Origin of the sequence: Alkalihalobacterium alkalinitrilicum (assembly GCF_002019605.1) — a bacterium.
Classification (GTDB): Bacteria; Bacillota; Bacilli; order Bacillales; family Bacillaceae_F; genus Alkalihalobacterium; species Alkalihalobacterium alkalinitrilicum.
The window spans coordinates 4,079,933-4,096,416 of sequence record NZ_KV917368.1; the positions used below are offsets into that span (position 1 = coordinate 4,079,933).

Genomic DNA, 16,484 nt, shown 5'->3' on the forward strand with positions numbered 1-16,484 from the left:
TTTTAATGGGTAAAATAAAAGTATTGCATGTATTAGCACAAAGGCCTAAAGGTGGTATAGGTACTTTTCTAAAAAACATGCAGGCTAATATAGATACATCTAAGGTACAATTTGATTATATAATTTGTGATTCAGATGAAACTGGAGAATTCGATACTTTTGTAGAAAAATTTGGATCTAAAGTCCATATCTTATCTCCGTTAAAATCTAATAAAATATTCCGTTATATATCAGAAGTTGACACTTTTTTCAAGACTAATGGTAGTGAATACGATATAGTTCATGGACATCTCTCAAGCCTCGGAGTAATTTATTTAAGTATAGCTAGCAAATATGGCATAAAACATAGAGTGATTCACTCTCATGCAACTAGGCTATCAGATAAAAGGTTAAATGAGTTTAGAAATTTTTTTACTGAACTACCTTTGAAAAAGGCTGCTAATATATACTTCGCATGCTCCAAAAAAGCTGGAGAACATAAATTTGGGAAAAAGAATATGGATAATAATAAAGTCCATATTATTAATAATGCTGTAGATGTCAATAAATACAGATTTGATACAGAAAAAAGAGTTAAATTAAGAAAAGAATTGAATTTAGAAGATAAGATAGTTATTGGTAATGTGGGAAGGCTATCTAATCAAAAGAATCTATTATTTTTAATTGATGTATTTCATCGAATCTATGATAAAGACAAAAAAGCAGTTCTAATGTTAATTGGAGATGGTGAGCTATTTACCACTTTAAAAAATAAAGTTGACTCACTAGGGTTAAAAAATGCAGTATTATTTCTAGGTAAAAGAAGTGATGTTGATAAATTACTACAAGCTATGGATGTCTTTGTGATGACTTCTTTATATGAAGGTTTTCCTTTAGTCGGGGTTGAGGCACAGTGTTCTGGGCTTCCTTGTGTATTTTCCAACACAATTACTAAAGAGATAAAGGTTACTGATGGTTGTGAATTTCTCTCATTAAAAGAAACGAAAGAATTATGGGCCTCTAAAATTCTAAACCTTGTTCGTGAGAACTCAGGTAGAAATCAGGCATATAAGTTAGTAGCGAATGCTGGTTATGATATAAAAAAAGAGGCAGAAAAATTGCAAAGGTTATATCATAAGATTATGGAAAAAAATTAAGTTATGGAATGACATGTATTAATAGAGTCTAAGAATACTCATTATTATACATTGTCATACCCATAGATTAAATAACTATTAAAGTAATAATCGATCAATAATACTGATATAACTTAAAGTATAATGTGGGTATTATAATAGAACAATTAAAGAAATCTGGTGAGTAAAATGGTGAAAAAAGTTTTTTTTGTAATGAACACAATGAGAGCTGGAGGCGCTGAACGGGTTGTCTCCCTTCTTGCTAATAATCTAGTGGTAAAAGGTCAGGATGTTTCAATAATTGTTACTTCCAATGATAACTCGTTTTATAAATTAAATAATAAGATAAACTATTGCAAACTAGGCTGTTGTTCAAAGGATTTAAATTTATTTAATAAGTTAAAAACTAACTTTTTAGAAATATTAAAGCTCATTCGAGTTTTAAAGAGAGAAAAGCCAGATGTTGTAATAACTTTCATAAGGAACATTCCTACTATAATAGCCTGTAAAGTTGCAGGTATAAAAGTGATAGTTTCAGAAAGGAATAATCCTATTTATGATCCTCCAAATAAAGTGTGGAGGTTTTTGAGGAGAATTATCTATCCTTTTGCAAATGGTTTTGTATTTCAAACGGATGCAGTTAAAGGTTATTTCGATCTGAATATACAGAAAAAAAGTGTTGTTATCCCCAATCCTGTAAATGAAGAACTACCTATTTGCAATAATAATAAGAAAAGGAAGGTAATTGTAAGTGTAGGTCGCCTTTCAAAACAAAAGGATCATGCAACACTTATTAAAGCATTTGGTATTGTGAGGAAAACTTTCACAGATTATGAACTTATTATTTATGGTGAGGGTAACCTACGAGAAGATTTATTAGAAATGATCGAAAATTTAGGGCTAAAAGATAGTGTTTTTTTACCTGGAAATGCAAAAAACTTATATAGTGAAATCTGTGATGCATCTGTCTTTGTACTTTCATCAAAATATGAAGGCTTTCCTAATGCATTAATTGAAGCAATGGCTCTAGGTCTACCTGTAATTTCAACCAAGTGTAATTATGGCCCTTCAGAAATTATAAAAAACGGTGAAAACGGTTTTTTAGTAGAAGTTGGAGACTATGAAGAGCTAGCTAAAAAAATTAATTATGTTATTAAAAATAAATCAATATCAGAAAAAATTGGAAATAATGCTTATGCAATTAGAGATAAACTAAGCACTGAAAAAATCATTAAAAAGTGGATTGATTATATTAATTTAGTTAAATGAAAATGTTAATTTTATAAAAACAAACTATAAATAGTCAGGTAGGTTAACATGTTAACTAATAGAATACAGGAACAACGAAAAAAAATATTTAACTTTGAATTTATCCTAACTATTGTATTTTTGTTTACATTATTTTACACAATAGATGGTTTCGTATATGGTAAATTTCTTTTAATACTTCTTATGTCTCTTGTTTTTTTGGTAAAAAATAAAGAACTGAAGTTTGATAGAAGTATTTTTATTTTCTATTTATTTTTGATCCTTGTTGGTGCATCAGGTATTTATGGGGAAAGAAATGAATTCATTATAGGTAACATGATCACATTATTTGCGTGTTTTATGTTGTTAATTATTATACCTTTAATAGTTAACAATGAAGAGAGGCTAGAAATATTTATTAGTTTTACAATTTATTTTGGATTTTTCTTAAGCTTGTACGTGATTTCTTTAACTGATATTGAGAGATTATTACAAGGAAGGTACTATGCCTCTTTAGTGTTGTTTGAAAAAATAGGTAATCGAAATTCTGTAGCGATTTTGATAGGAATTGCATTTAATTTTGGTATTTATAAAATACTATATCGGCACAGGTATGCATATATACCATTAATATCATTTATGTTGATGGCGGTCTTGTTGACTGGCTCCCGAAAGGGCCTGTTATTGTGTGTTATCCCTTTATTCATTAATTTAGCGTTAATATCACTTAAATCAAATATTAGAAGGAAAATTTTGTATACTACTTTATTTATCATTTTAACTATTTCATTACACTTTATTATATTTAAGGTTGATTTTTTATATCAAAATATTGGTTGGAGAATTGAAAGTATATATTCTGAAATAATACTAAATGAGTCAAGCGAAGAAAGCTCTTTTAATGTTAGGCAAGAAATGATCCAATATGGGTTTGAGTACTTTAAAGAAAAACCTTTTTTTGGGTATGGAATAGAAAATTACAGATATCTATACGGTGTTGACAGTGGATTTGAGACATATTCACATAATAACTATATTGAAATATTGGTTAATAACGGGCTGATTGGATTTATTTTATATTATTCGTTTTTCATAATAGTTATTATCAAGGCTAACATTAAACGAAGAGCTTCTACAATAGTCGCAGAAAAAAACTTTTATACTTTTATAATAACCATTCTAATGTGCTTACTTATAATGGACGTAGCAGTAATTAGTTACAAGTGGTTTCCTTATTATATATTATTGGCATTAGCCTTAAAAGGAAGTTGGAATAAAGAAAATATAAATAGGAGTATCCTAAATGAAAATAACTGAGAATTTAACAAAAGTAATTAATAATCCATATAAAATATTATCTTATTTTGGCGAAAGAGGTATGTTAAAAACACTACCTGACAATCTCTATCTTAAATTATTATTTCGTGCTAGGTTAGGAAAAGAATTAAACTTAAGAAATCCAAATACATTTAACGAAAAACTGCAGTGGTTAAAAATATACGACCGTAACCCTAAATATACAACATTGGTAGATAAGTATGAGGTTAGAAAACATGTATCAAATACTATTGGAAAGGAGTATTTGATACCTTTGTTAGGAGTGTATGATAAGGTAGATGAAATAGATATTACTACATTACCAAATGAGTTTGTTTTGAAATGTACTCATGATTCTGGGGGTATAGTGATTTGTAAAAATAAAAATAACTTTGATGTTGAATTAGCAAGGGAAAAATTGAGACGTAGTATAAATAAAAATTATTTTTATCAATACAGAGAATGGCCATACAAAAATGTTAACCCAAAAATAGTATGTGAGAAATACATGGTTGATGAATCTGGTAAGGAATTAAAAGACTACAAAATATTTTGTTTTAACGGGGAACCTAAAATAATACAAGTTGATTTTAACCGTTTTACTGGACATACGAGAAATTTGTACGATACCAATTGGAATTATTTACCTACCTCATTTCAATATCCAACAAACCCAGACATAGTTATAAATAAACCTAATAGACTAGCTGAAATGATTAAATTAGCTAGAATCTTAGCTGAAGGGTTAACTTTTGTAAGAATAGATTTCTATTCTATTAATGATCGAATTTTCTTTGGTGAAATCACCTTCTATCCTGAATCGGGTTTTGGGAATTTCTATCCAAATACCTTAGGTGTTGAAATGGGAGAGTGGATAAAGTTATCTAAAATTAATTAACTAAATAATTGATTTTCTTATATTATAAGATTATTTGTAAATTTGTATCAGCCCAAAATTAACAAATATTGGAAAATTTCTATGTGTTGACTATGTTAAAGAGAGAGATGATTATATGAAAGTCCTTAAGGTTTCCTGTGAAGGGTTGGGAAACGGTGGCGTACAAAATGTAATAATGAATATATGCAGAAATATACCAGATGCTAAGTTCGATATAATATTGTTTACTTCTGAAAGAAGGCATTACGATAATGAATTTGAAATGCTTGGAGGTAAGATATTTAGAATTAATAAATATGAAGGTTCTAGTAGATTTATTAAAAAAATAGATTCCTATTATAAATTCATTAGAATTTTTACTAATACGTATAAAATAGTTAAGAAAAATGGTCCATATGATGTAATACATTGTCATAATGAATTAGAAAGTGGTATTTGTAATTTGGCTGCCTATTTTGCTGGAATTAAAATCAGGATTGCACATGCTCATACAGCTGACGATAAATACTTAAAAAGTAATGTTATAAAGTATATCCTTAAGAAAGGTTTACAAAGCTTAATGAACCTTACAAGTAATATTAAAATTAGTTGTACTAAAAAAGCTTTAGTCAACCTTTTTGGAAAAAGATACTATGAAGATGATAATTCCTTTATTATTCCTAATCCAATTGATACAAAATGGTTCAAGAAAACAAATGATAAATCTATTCGGGAAAAAGGAATTAATATTATTCATATTGGGAGATATTGCCAAAATAAAAATCAAATGCTACTAGTTAATATTTTACCACTAATTGCAAACTCCTACCCTAATATAAGATTGCAACTTATTGGTTCTGGCGATGAGCATAAGGAACAGCTTCAGAATAAAGCAGAATCGTTGGGGGTAACATCTAGAGTGGAATTTTTGCCAGCAGATTCTAATGTTAAAGAAGTACTTGAAAATGCAAGTATATTTGTTTTCCCTTCTATTACAGAAGGTTTTGGTATTGCAGCACTTGAAGCTCAAGCTATGGAGGTCCCATGTTTGGTTTCTGATACAGTTCCTAAAGAGGTAGATTGTGGATTGTGTGAATTTTTACCCCTTTCAGAATCAAGAGAAGTTTGGGCGCAGGAAGTAGTTAATATTCTTAGAAATAACTACAGAATGAAGTTAAATTGGGATAAGCTGCATTCATTAGATATTGAATGTTATACCCAAAAAATAAAATCTATCTATGGAGGTTAAGCATCATGAGAATTGGAACACTTACTTATCACCAAGCAAATAATTACGGAGCGGTCTTACAAGCTTATGCACTGCAAAAGTTTCTAATTAATTCAGGTGTCGAGACTGAAGTTATTAATTATCGTCCTAATCCAAAAGCAAGTTCATTAAAACTACAACGAAGCTTTAGAGATAAAGTACTACATTACTTATTAAATCCGAAAGAGTTAGTTGAAAATAAGTTAAAGCAACATAGGTTTAGTACATTTAGAAAAAGACATCTTAACATTTCAGCTGAAATGTTTATTGGGGATGAGCAAATAAAAATTAATCCACCAAATTATGACTTGTATATTGTTGGTAGCGATCAAGTTTGGAATACTGATTTATCAAATAGTTCAAAGGCATACTTTCTAAATTTTGTTAAGAGTGGGCGTAGAATATCTTACGCTGCTAGCTTGGGGAAAGACAATTTTAATGAAGTTGAAAAAGAATATGTGAGTAAATATTTATCTAAATTTAATGCAATTTCAGTACGAGAAAATTTACTACAACAAAATTTAGAAAAAGATTTTTTAATTAAGGCTAAGCATGTATTAGATCCTATTTTTTTGCTAGATAAAAAGGGCTGGCTTAAAATAGCTAATAAAGTAACTTTACCTAAAAATTTTGTTTTATGTTATATGATGGAGTATTCAGTTGAGTTAATCGAGCATACTAAAAATGTTGCCTCTCAATTGAATTGTACTCCTATTTTTATTTCTCCATCACATTCCAATTTTAGTGGAAAAAAACTTAAAGGATTAGGACCCTCTGAGTTTATATATACATTGGCTAAAGCACGATATATTTGTACAAATTCATTCCATGGAACAGCGTTCTCAATTATTTTCAAGAAAGATTTTACGGTTGTAAAACATTCTAATTTGAACTCTCGAATTTCTAGTTTAATTAATTTAGTAGGGCTTAATAAAAGGACTTTAGACTCTGAAGATTTTTGTATAGATGAAATTAATTACTCTGAAATAGAAAAGAAGTTGAATGTCGAAATAGAGGTTTCTAAAAATTATTTAAATGAACAATTAATAAATTGATATTTTAGTTTAATAATAAAAAAAGAAAGTGGAAAGAAGCATATGCTTAAAAAGTTAAAGGGTAAATTAGCTATATCAAGTACTAGGAAAAATATATTAAAGTTATCATCAGGTACTGGTATAGGCTTTATTATATCACTAGTTACACTACCAATAATTACTAGAATTTATGGTGCAGAAATTATTGGTATATGGGCACTATTCACGTCAATGGCAATTATCATAAATGCACTTTCAGATTTAGGGTTAACGAATACAATTATGGTAGAAGATGAAGATGATGTCGAGAGAAATTACAAGATTATTACAACTATATCTGCAATTAGCAGTATAGTAATAAGCTCCTTAGTTACTTTGTTTTATTTCCTATACTTTAATAGTATAGATATGAATATTATTTTCTTCTATTTTACTCTAGTAATTATAGTTTTTACAACTCAGCAGATACAAATATGTTATACATGGTTAAATAGAAAAAATAATTATAACGTTTTAATGAAAAACCCGTTAATTAACAATTCATTAAATGGTTTATTATCTATTGTATTTGGCTTTTTTGGCTTTATAACCTATGGATATTTTATCGCTAATATGATTGGGCAAGTTGTTACTTTAATCCATATGAAACGTAATCTACCTAGAGGGATGTTTTCGTTTAACTATAAAGATTTTATAGAAGTGATTAATGTAAATAAGAAATTTGTTGTATATCAAACGCCAACAAATATATTAGGAACAATTAAAAGTCAGTTACCAATTTTACTAATCCAAATGTTTTGGGGTACCCAAATGGTAGGCTATTATTCTATATCAATTAGGTTGCTTCAAATGCCTAGTAGTTTGTTAGGATCTGCTATAGGACGAATTTTCTTTCAAACCACTTCGTCAATGAAAAGAGAAGATAAACCCATTGGGCAATACGTATATAATAATATACGTAGAATTATGAATATAGCAATACTGCCAATAGCAATGTTAATATCACTTGGTGATATTATAATTATTGTATTTTTAGGTCCAGAATGGGAAGTTGCGGGCAATTTAGTAAGAATTTTAGCATTATATTTCTTTTTTGGTTTTATCATAACTTCAACAAGAGGCCTAGCTATAACACTAGATAGACAAAATTATACAATGATTTTTACACTTGTACAGCTTTTTATAAGTGCTGTGAGTCTGTCAATGGGTAAGTTTATTTTTGATAATATCTATCATTCTTTCGTTTTAATGGCTATTTTATTTATATTGGTAACTATAATTTTCTTCTGTACACTTTTCAAGGTTATGAAAATATCATGGAAGAAATACGTAAGAAACGTTCTTTTTAATTTAATACTACTATTAATAATTGCAACTATTCTTAGAGTTAGTCTTAAAGTAATGGGTATAATAGACTTAATATATAAATATTAAGTCAGACTATTATAAACAAATTAATAGAAAAACAGGTGGGTATAAATGTATATAAGAGAAAGGATTACTATTTTAAAATCAGATACTCTATCCAAATATAGAACTTTTCACCATTTTGAAAATTATGGAGAAATTAAAACGGCAAAAGATTATATCTTTTACTTAGAATGGGCAAAACAAAATAATAAAGAAATATTTATCTTGGGAAATGGTTCTAATACACTTTTCACAAGAAAAAAAATAGAGACTCTAGTTTTAAAAAATATGATTAAACCTGAAATTACATGTATCTCAGAAGATGAAAACCTATATGAAATTTCAACTAGTGAAATGGCTTCTAAGGTATTAAACTATTGTTATAAAAAGTCATTAGATTCTTTTTACTATCTAGCTTCGGTACCAGCAACTATTGGTGGAGCTCTAGCTATGAATGCTGGAAAAGGTAGAAAAGATAACAAATCAATATATGATTTTGTTGAAAGTGTTACTTATGTTGATAGTGATGGTTCGATTAAAGTAATAAATCGTAGTGAAATGGATATAGGTTTTAGAAAAACAATGTTTACAGGATGTCAAGATAAATTTATATTAAGTGCAGTTTTCAAGTTTCCAAAAACAGAATTTAATAGTGAGAATCCAATTAAAAAAAGGGTTAAATGGTCTAAAGAACATCAAGATAACGTACTACCAAATTGTGGTTCTGTATTTAATACAGCATACGGTCCTATTATTTGGTTAGTAAGAGGTCTAAGAGTAGGTAAGGCGCATTTTTCTTCTAAAACATGGAACTGGATAAATAATCGCTCAAGAAGTCCAATACCGATATTATCACTGATATTAATTGTTAGGATAATTCATTTTGTTTTACTGAAAAAGTGCAAAATAGAGTTAATACGTGTGAAGTAAGGATACTAATTATATTTATAACACTTATTCAATAAATTAAAAGATGGGTGAAACTATGTATAAAATAGCAGTAGCGGGAACGGGATATGTTGGCTTAGTGGCTGGTGTTTGTTTTGCGGAAGTAGGTCACCGAGTAACCTGTGTCGATATCGATGAAGAAAAAGTGAAGCTAATGAAGGCTGGCATTTCTCCAATTTATGAAACGGATCTAGAAGAATTAATGAAAAAAAATTATTCTGCAGGACGTATTGATTATACAACTGATTATAGAAAAGCATACAAGGATGCTGATGCAGTTTTTATTGGTGTAGGGACTCCAGAACAACCTGATGGTTCTGCAAATCTATCATTTATAGCAACAGCTGCAAGACAAATCGCTGAATCAGTAGAAAAAGACTGTTTAGTTGTAGTAAAATCCACAGTTCCAGTAGGAACGAACGATAAAGTGGATCAGTTTATTCAGGATTTTTTAGTCGAAGATGTAAAAGTAGAAGTAGCATCAAACCCGGAATTCTTAGCACAAGGATCTGCCGTTCATGATACTCTTCATGCTGAAAGAATCATTATTGGGACGGAGAGTAAATGGGCTGAAGATTTGTTAACGAAAATTTATGAACCGTTTCAGTTGCCGATTGTTTCAGTAAATAGAAGATCGGCAGAAATGATAAAATATGCATCCAATGATTTTCTTGCATTAAAAATTTCTTATATGAATGATATAGCTAATCTTTGTGAATTGGTTGGGGCAGATATTCAGGATGTTGCAAAAGGAATGAGTTATGACGAGAGAATTGGAAGCAAGTTTTTAAATGCAGGAATTGGATTTGGTGGTTCATGTTTTCCAAAGGACACAAAAGCATTAGATTATATTGCTAAACAAAATGGATATGAACTTAAAACAGTTAAAGCTGCTATTGATGTCAATAAAGTACAGAAAACAACGTTATATAAGAAAGCTAGTAAAAGACTTATTACATTTAATGGCTTAAAGGTAGCTGTGCTAGGTTTGACTTTTAAACCCGGAACGGATGATTTAAGGGAAGCCGCATCTTTGGAGAATGTGCCTTTATTATTAGAACAAGGTGCAGATATTTATGCTTATGACCCTGTTGGAGTGGATAATTTTGCTAAATTATATCCAGAAGGTAAGAAAGGGAAAGGTAGTATCACGTATATCTCCAATGTTGAACAAGCGTTAGACGGAGCAAATGTTTGTTTTATTTTTACTGAATGGGGAGAAATTAAAGCAATAAAGCCAGAAGCTTATAAGAAGTTGATGAGAACCCCTTTAGTTTATGATGGTAGAAATATCTATAGAGTTGAAGAGATGCAAAAGGTAGATGTGGAGTATCATTCAATTGGAAGAAGACCTGCAACTAGAGAGACTATAAAGGAGTCGAAGAAACATGAACTACAAAACTCTCGATCATAGTAAAACATATCTTATTACTGGTGCAGCAGGTTTTATCGGTTTTTACTTATCAAAAAAATTACTAGAACAGGACTGTAGAGTTATTGGTATTGATAATATCAATGATTATTATGACGTAAACCTTAAATACACTCGCTTAAACCAACTTGAACCTTATGAAAAGTTCACTTTCATAAAAGGTGATATATCTGATAAAGAAATGATTATGAATACCTTTGAAAAATATAAGCCTAATGTCGTAATAAACCTGGCAGCTCAAGCAGGTGTTCGCTATTCGATAGAGAATCCAGATGTTTATATTCAAAGTAATATCATTGGTTTTTATAACATACTTGAGGCATGCAGGTATAATCCGGTGGAGCACTGTGTATATGCGTCTTCTAGTTCTGTTTATGGGGCAAATAAAAAGATTCCTTTTGAAGAAACAGATTTTGTTGATAATCCAGTTTCACTCTATGCTGCTTCAAAGAAATCAAACGAATTAATGGCACATACCTATAGTCACCTTTATAAAATACCAGCAACAGGTCTTCGCTTCTTTACAGTTTATGGTCCAATGGGGCGACCGGACATGGCTTACTTTGGGTTTACTGAAAAATATTTTGCTGGTGAGCCAATTAAAATATTCAATAACGGTGATTTTGAAAATGACCTTTATCGAGACTTTACTTATATTGATGACATCGTTGAAGGAATTGAACGATTATTAAGTAATCCACCTGAAGGCGATGTTCAACATAAAATATATAATATAGGGAATAACAGTCCAGAAAAGTTGATGCTATTTATCGAAACACTTGAAAAAGCATTGACTAATGCATTAGGGAAAGAAGTTCAATTTGAGAAGATTTTTGAGCCTATTAAACCAGGTGATGTACCGGCTACTTATGCTTCGACAGATTTGTTACAAAATGCTGTTGGTTTCAAACCTGAGACTTCGATAGAAGAAGGACTGCAAAAATTTGCTAATTGGTACGTAGATTATTATATGAAGAAGTAGAGAGTAAAAATTAAAAGTAATTAATTATAGATTAACTTCCTAAATGTGAGTGATGTTTAAACAAAATCACTCTTTTTTTATGAAATTTTTATATATAGTGAGGTGGAAATATTTATGTCGATATTAATCACTGGAGGAGCCGGCTACATCGGTTCCCATACAGTAAGGTTTTTTTTAGACCAGAATGAAGATGTTGTTGTTGTAGACAACTTGCAGAGCGGTCATAGAAACGCTGTTGATATAGATAATCTTTACCAAATTGACCTTAGGGATCAAGAGGCTTTAGATAGAATATTTAAAAGATATAACATAGAAGCCGTTATACATTTTGCAGCTAATTCTTTAGTTGGCGAAAGTATGGAAAATCCGTATGAATATTACAATAATAATGTATATGGTATGATGTGTCTTTTAAATGTAATGAAGGATAACAATGTTCGTAAAATAGTATTTTCTTCAACAGCAGCTACTTATGGTGAGCCCAAAAATATTCCCATATTGGAAGAGGATGAGACTAACCCAACTAATACCTATGGTGAAACTAAACTTGCAATGGAAAAGATGATGAAATGGTTTGAGCAAGGTTATGGTATTAAGTATGTTTCTCTTAGGTACTTTAATGCTGCTGGGGCACATGAGAGTGGAAAAATTGGTGAAGATCATAATCCAGAAACACATCTTATTCCATTAATTTTACAGGTTCCATTAGGTAAACGAGATAAGATTTTCATGTTTGGTGATGATTATTCAACAGAAGATGGGACTTGCGTTAGGGACTATATTCATGTGTTGGACCTTGCGTCAGCTCACTATTTATCATTAGAGTATTTAAGGAAAAATCATTCCAGTGATATTTTTAATTTAGGTAATGGAAATGGATACTCAGTTAAAGAAGTTATTGAAGTAGCAAGAAAGTTAACTAACCATCCAATTCCAGCTGAAGTAAAAGAAAGAAGAGCAGGAGACCCAGCAGTTTTAATTGCTTCATCAGAAAAAGCTAAAAATGTTTTAGGCTGGATTCCAAAGTATGATTCTTTAGAAAAAATTATAGGTGATGCATGGAATTGGCATGTAAATAACCCTACAGGATATAATAAAAAAATTCCAAAGGAGAGTGTTAGAGGTGCAAGTACGTAAGGCAATTATACCAGCTGCAGGTCTTGGAACTAGATTTCTACCAGCGACGAAAGCACAACCAAAGGAAATGTTACCAATAGTGGACAAGCCTACATTACAATATATTATTGAAGAAGCAGTAAAGTCCGGGATTGAAGAAATTCTCATTATTACTGGAAGAAATAAAAAAAGCATTGAGGACCATTTTGATAAGTCAGTAGAGTTAGAATTCGAATTAGAAGCAAAAGGAAAATATGAATTATTAGAAGAAGTTAGAAAGATCTCTGATTTAGTGAATATTCATTTCATACGTCAGAAGGAACCTAAAGGTTTAGGGCATGCTATTTACTGTGCAAAAAGTTTTATAGGAAATGAACCATTTGCTGTTATGTTAGGGGATGACATTGTTGAAAATAATAAACCTTGTCTTCAACAAATGACGGAAATGTATGAGCAATATAAGACTACTATTCTAGGAGTTCAAGAGATCCCGCTAGAAGATGTTAGTAAATATGGTGTAGTTGATGGAAAGCAAATAGAGGATACAGTATACAAGGTTAACGGGTTAGTAGAAAAACCTGCAGTAGAAGAAGCCCCATCTAATATAGCTATTCTTGGCAGATATGTAATCACTCCAGCAATTTTTGATATTTTAGAACAGACTGAGCCTGGAAAAGGTGGAGAGATTCAATTAACTGATGCTCTTAAAGTGCTAGCTCAAAGAGAAGCTATGTACGCCTATACTTTTGAAGGAAAAAGATATGATGTTGGGGACAAGCAAGGTTTCCTACAAGCAACAGTAGAGTTTGCACTTCGTAGAGAAGATTTACGAGAAGATTTCCTTAACTATTTAGTTAAAACAATTGAAAAAGAAACGAAGGAAGAAAGAGTAGAAGAACCTGTTGGTGTTTAAGTGAATAGGTTCATTGTTATTTTTGATATATATTCTCCGTTGAGCTTAAATGCTTGGCGGATTTTTTTTGTTTAATGACTATAGGTATGTGAATACCTAAAAAATATGTTGACGGGAAAATATAACAAGTGATATTATTAACTTAAGGTATTCACATACCTAACAAGGAGGTGTGTTATGTATAACTTGAATGATAAATATGAAGCCATAATTAATTCGTGTTTTGAAGAACTACGTGGAACTTTTAGTCAAGAGCAGTCATTTTATATCATACTAGGAGTCGCGACAATTTCATGGATAAATATGAATGAAGAATATAATTCATCAAATTTAAGGTATAGAAGGTTTCTAAATGAACACAGTTCATTTATGTTATTGCGAGATGAATTGAAATCGTTTGAGCACCAATTTGAAGAGTTTGATGGGATTTTAACTGGTTTGATGGACAAGGTGTTTATTTACAAAGATAAATCCGAAAATAAAAAACTTAAACATATCTTTCATATCATTGAAAACGTCGAAGAAGGGGAAATAAGAAAATTCATTAACAAACTAACGTCAACCGGAACTAAAATGAGTGGATTTACAGAAACACCAGAGAGTATAAAAGAAATTATCTTAGGAATAACTGATTTCCAAAGAATTAAAAGTTTTGCTGATTACTGTTCAGGTATGTCTGGAGTAGCAGTATATATATTTGAACATAAGGAATCAGAATACAATAGAATAGACAGAGATTTGCATTATTACGGGGAAGAAATAAACACATCTAATTACTTAATTTCAAAATTGCTCATGATCGTAAATGGAATTGAAAATTATGAAATTAACAATAAAGATGTGCTAAGTAGCGATGACGATAGAAACCGAGATTTGAAATTTGATTTTATTGTTTCAGATTTTCCACAAGTTATGAACTATGATATCAGCTTTAAAAGTAATGATTCAAGGTTTAAATATGGTGTGCCGTCCCGCAGCAGTGCAGATTGGGCATTTTGCCAAAATGTGATACACCATTTAAATGATAATGGTATAGGTGTTGTTGTTGGAACAAAAGGAACATTAGTTAGAAGTAATGAAGGTCATATTAGAAGAGGCGTTTTGGAAGATGATCTGATAGAAAGTATTATCACTTTGCCCGACAATCTTTACGAAAAATCGAGTATTGGGACTGAGTTGATAATATTTAATAAAAATAAAGATGAAAATCGAAAAAATAAAATTTTGTTCATAAACGCCAGTGAATACGGATATAGGCTAAATAAAAATCAACATGCCATTAGCTTAGATGGAATTAACAAGGTATTAGAATATTATCATCTTGGAGTTGAAGAGGATCATTTTAGTATTTTTGTCGACTTGGAAAAAATAAAAGAATATAACCACACATTAAATCCGAAAGAATATCTAGACTTCGACGTGTTAAAAAACACATTTGAACGATCTATACCATTAAAAGAAGTAGCTGATATTGTTAGAGGGGTTCAAGTGTCAAAAGGGGATTTAGAAAGATTATCACAAGATCCTACACACTTTCTTCTGAATGTTAAGGATATTGATGATGGAAGGATTTATTATGATGAGGCTTCTCTGCTTACTTATAAGAGACACGATTGGCTAGGTAGATATGATATAGAGCCAAATGATATCCTCCTTACTTCTAAAGGATCGACAGTTAAAGTTGCGATTGTGGAAGATGATTGTGCTCAAGCATTTATTAGTGGAAATTTAACAAGAATACGTGTCGACACTAGTAAATATGATCCTTATGTATTATATGAGTTCTTGCAAAGTGAGGTTGGAATTAAAATGATAGAGGGTCTACAAACGGGAACGACCATAAAACTATTAAATACATCTCAATTAGAAAGACTAGAAATACCAATGTTCGATATCAAGTACATGAATGATATTGGCAATGATATAAAAAGAAATAAGATGGAATATGAGAGAACCATTAGCGAAGCAACCATGAGGTTTGAGAACAATAGAGAGGAACTAATGGGGCGATTAGGGTGGTCCATTTCGAAGTAATAATCTAAAATACGGATGAAATCGAAAGGAGAAAAATATGAAAGAAAAATCGATTCTTACAAGAGTAAATTGTCCAGCATGCAGCAACAAACTAATAGATAAAGGAATAGGTGCAAAAGGTCCAGTACAGCCAAAGTGCTTTAAATGTAGAAGGGTATGGGAAGTAGATTTAGGCACAAATAAAATTAAGTTTATAAGTGGAAAACCTTTTATACCGAGACAAGAAGGAGCCTGAGTAGCTACCTTAAGGGCCGGATAACTGTTAGAAATGATCTAATGGTTATCCGGCTCTTTTTTTGTTTCTGTAAAAAATGGTTCGAAAGCAATTTTAGCATTGGCAAAGTTTTTTCACTTTTTAACACTATACAGAACATACGTTCTTATATAAAATGTAAATATGTAGTGGCAAATAAATTAACAGATGTATTTTTGAACATCACAGTTGGGAGGAAAATAAATGAATATTAAATCTAATATTCAACGAGTAGAATGCCCTGTCTGCAGTAATAGACTTTTAGATAAGGTTGAAGGAGCGAAAGGTCAAGTTCAATCCAAATGCCAAAGATGTAAAAGGGTATGGGAAGTAGATTTAGATAAAAATGAATTTAAGTTATTAAGTGTGATTATTGCAGAGAAAATGAGCCACTTATGCGGAGTTTTGAGCCAGTCATTGCGGCGTAAAGAGCCACCCTTTGCGGAATGCTGCGCCACTATAAATAGAATAAAGAAAAGCCTCCTGTATAATAACCTTGCATGCTAGCAAGCATGACATTATTATACAGGAGGCTTTT

Annotated in this window: 15 protein-coding genes; all 15 read left to right on the forward strand. The window is 30.7% G+C overall.

Annotated features, from left to right (window positions below):
- Positions 1–5 precede the first annotated feature (5 nt).
- The gene (locus BK574_RS19740) at positions 6–1,136 is read left to right on the forward strand and encodes a glycosyltransferase family 1 protein (protein WP_078429774.1); all 1,131 of its coding nucleotides are present in this window, start codon (positions 6–8) and stop codon (positions 1,134–1,136) included.
- 171 nt (positions 1,137–1,307) lie between these two features.
- Positions 1,308–2,384 carry a glycosyltransferase family 4 protein gene (locus BK574_RS19745; protein ID WP_218970597.1) on the forward strand — a complete coding sequence of 359 codons (1,077 nt, stop codon included), beginning with the start codon at positions 1,308–1,310 and terminating at the stop codon, positions 2,382–2,384.
- 48 nt (positions 2,385–2,432) lie between these two features.
- On the forward strand, positions 2,433–3,680 hold the full coding sequence (locus BK574_RS19750) for an O-antigen ligase family protein (RefSeq protein ID WP_078429776.1): 1,248 nt from the start codon (positions 2,433–2,435) through the stop codon (positions 3,678–3,680).
- Positions 3,667–4,578, forward strand: coding sequence for an ATP-grasp fold amidoligase family protein (locus BK574_RS19755; protein ID WP_078429777.1), 912 nt, complete (start codon positions 3,667–3,669; stop codon positions 4,576–4,578). Before BK574_RS19750 ends, BK574_RS19755 begins: the two co-directional genes overlap by 14 nt.
- Before the next feature lie 115 nt (positions 4,579–4,693).
- Positions 4,694–5,806, forward strand: a complete 1,113-nt coding sequence (locus tag BK574_RS19760; protein WP_078429778.1) for a glycosyltransferase — start codon at positions 4,694–4,696, stop codon at positions 5,804–5,806.
- Between the two features lie 5 nt (positions 5,807–5,811).
- Complete coding sequence (locus tag BK574_RS19765; RefSeq protein WP_158211700.1) at positions 5,812–6,879, forward strand: polysaccharide pyruvyl transferase family protein; 1,068 nt, start codon at positions 5,812–5,814, stop codon at positions 6,877–6,879.
- A gap of 42 nt (positions 6,880–6,921) precedes the next feature.
- On the forward strand, positions 6,922–8,292 hold the full coding sequence (locus BK574_RS19770; RefSeq protein WP_078429780.1) for an oligosaccharide flippase family protein: 1,371 nt from the start codon (positions 6,922–6,924) through the stop codon (positions 8,290–8,292).
- Positions 8,293–8,337: 45 nt separating this feature from the next.
- Positions 8,338–9,198 (forward strand): FAD-binding protein, encoded by an 861-nt coding sequence (locus tag BK574_RS19775; protein ID WP_078429781.1) that lies wholly within the window; start codon positions 8,338–8,340, stop codon positions 9,196–9,198.
- Positions 9,199–9,253: 55 nt separating this feature from the next.
- On the forward strand, positions 9,254–10,630 hold the full coding sequence (locus BK574_RS19780; protein ID WP_078429782.1) for a UDP-glucose dehydrogenase family protein: 1,377 nt from the start codon (positions 9,254–9,256) through the stop codon (positions 10,628–10,630).
- Positions 10,605–11,630, forward strand: coding sequence for a GDP-mannose 4,6-dehydratase (locus tag BK574_RS19785; protein ID WP_078429783.1), 1,026 nt, complete (start codon positions 10,605–10,607; stop codon positions 11,628–11,630). Before BK574_RS19780 ends, BK574_RS19785 begins: the two co-directional genes overlap by 26 nt.
- Before the next feature lie 114 nt (positions 11,631–11,744).
- A complete protein-coding gene (galE, locus tag BK574_RS19790; RefSeq protein WP_078429784.1) occupies positions 11,745–12,767 on the forward strand; it encodes a UDP-glucose 4-epimerase GalE in 1,023 nt (340 codons plus the stop codon).
- Entirely contained in the window at positions 12,754–13,659 is a 906-nt protein-coding gene (gene galU / locus BK574_RS19795) for a UTP--glucose-1-phosphate uridylyltransferase GalU (RefSeq protein WP_078429785.1), read from the forward strand. Before galE ends, galU begins: the two co-directional genes overlap by 14 nt.
- A 177-nt stretch (positions 13,660–13,836) precedes the next feature.
- Entirely contained in the window at positions 13,837–15,693 is a 1,857-nt protein-coding gene (locus BK574_RS19800) for an N-6 DNA methylase (protein ID WP_078429786.1), read from the forward strand.
- 37 nt (positions 15,694–15,730) lie between these two features.
- Positions 15,731–15,928, forward strand: coding sequence for a hypothetical protein (locus BK574_RS19805; RefSeq protein WP_078429787.1), 198 nt, complete (start codon positions 15,731–15,733; stop codon positions 15,926–15,928).
- Positions 15,929–16,150: 222 nt separating this feature from the next.
- Complete coding sequence (locus BK574_RS19810; protein WP_078429788.1) at positions 16,151–16,453, forward strand: hypothetical protein; 303 nt, start codon at positions 16,151–16,153, stop codon at positions 16,451–16,453.
- The last annotated feature ends 31 nt before the right edge of the window (positions 16,454–16,484 follow it).

Coding starts and splice junctions, on each gene's coding strand:
- BK574_RS19740 (WP_078429774.1), top strand. CDS start 6: ATGGGTAAAATAAAAGTATTGCATGTATTAGCACAAAGGCCTAAAGGT.
- BK574_RS19750 (WP_078429776.1), top strand. CDS start 2,433: ATGTTAACTAATAGAATACAGGAACAACGAAAAAAAATATTTAACTTT.
- BK574_RS19755 (WP_078429777.1), top strand. CDS start 3,667: ATGAAAATAACTGAGAATTTAACAAAAGTAATTAATAATCCATATAAA.
- BK574_RS19760 (WP_078429778.1), top strand. CDS start 4,694: ATGAAAGTCCTTAAGGTTTCCTGTGAAGGGTTGGGAAACGGTGGCGTA.
- BK574_RS19765 (WP_158211700.1), top strand. CDS start 5,812: ATGAGAATTGGAACACTTACTTATCACCAAGCAAATAATTACGGAGCG.
- BK574_RS19770 (WP_078429780.1), top strand. CDS start 6,922: ATGCTTAAAAAGTTAAAGGGTAAATTAGCTATATCAAGTACTAGGAAA.
- BK574_RS19775 (WP_078429781.1), top strand. CDS start 8,338: ATGTATATAAGAGAAAGGATTACTATTTTAAAATCAGATACTCTATCC.
- BK574_RS19780 (WP_078429782.1), top strand. CDS start 9,254: ATGTATAAAATAGCAGTAGCGGGAACGGGATATGTTGGCTTAGTGGCT.
- BK574_RS19785 (WP_078429783.1), top strand. CDS start 10,605: ATGAACTACAAAACTCTCGATCATAGTAAAACATATCTTATTACTGGT.
- galE (WP_078429784.1), top strand. CDS start 11,745: ATGTCGATATTAATCACTGGAGGAGCCGGCTACATCGGTTCCCATACA.
- BK574_RS19800 (WP_078429786.1), top strand. CDS start 13,837: ATGTATAACTTGAATGATAAATATGAAGCCATAATTAATTCGTGTTTT.
- BK574_RS19805 (WP_078429787.1), top strand. CDS start 15,731: ATGAAAGAAAAATCGATTCTTACAAGAGTAAATTGTCCAGCATGCAGC.
- BK574_RS19810 (WP_078429788.1), top strand. CDS start 16,151: ATGAATATTAAATCTAATATTCAACGAGTAGAATGCCCTGTCTGCAGT.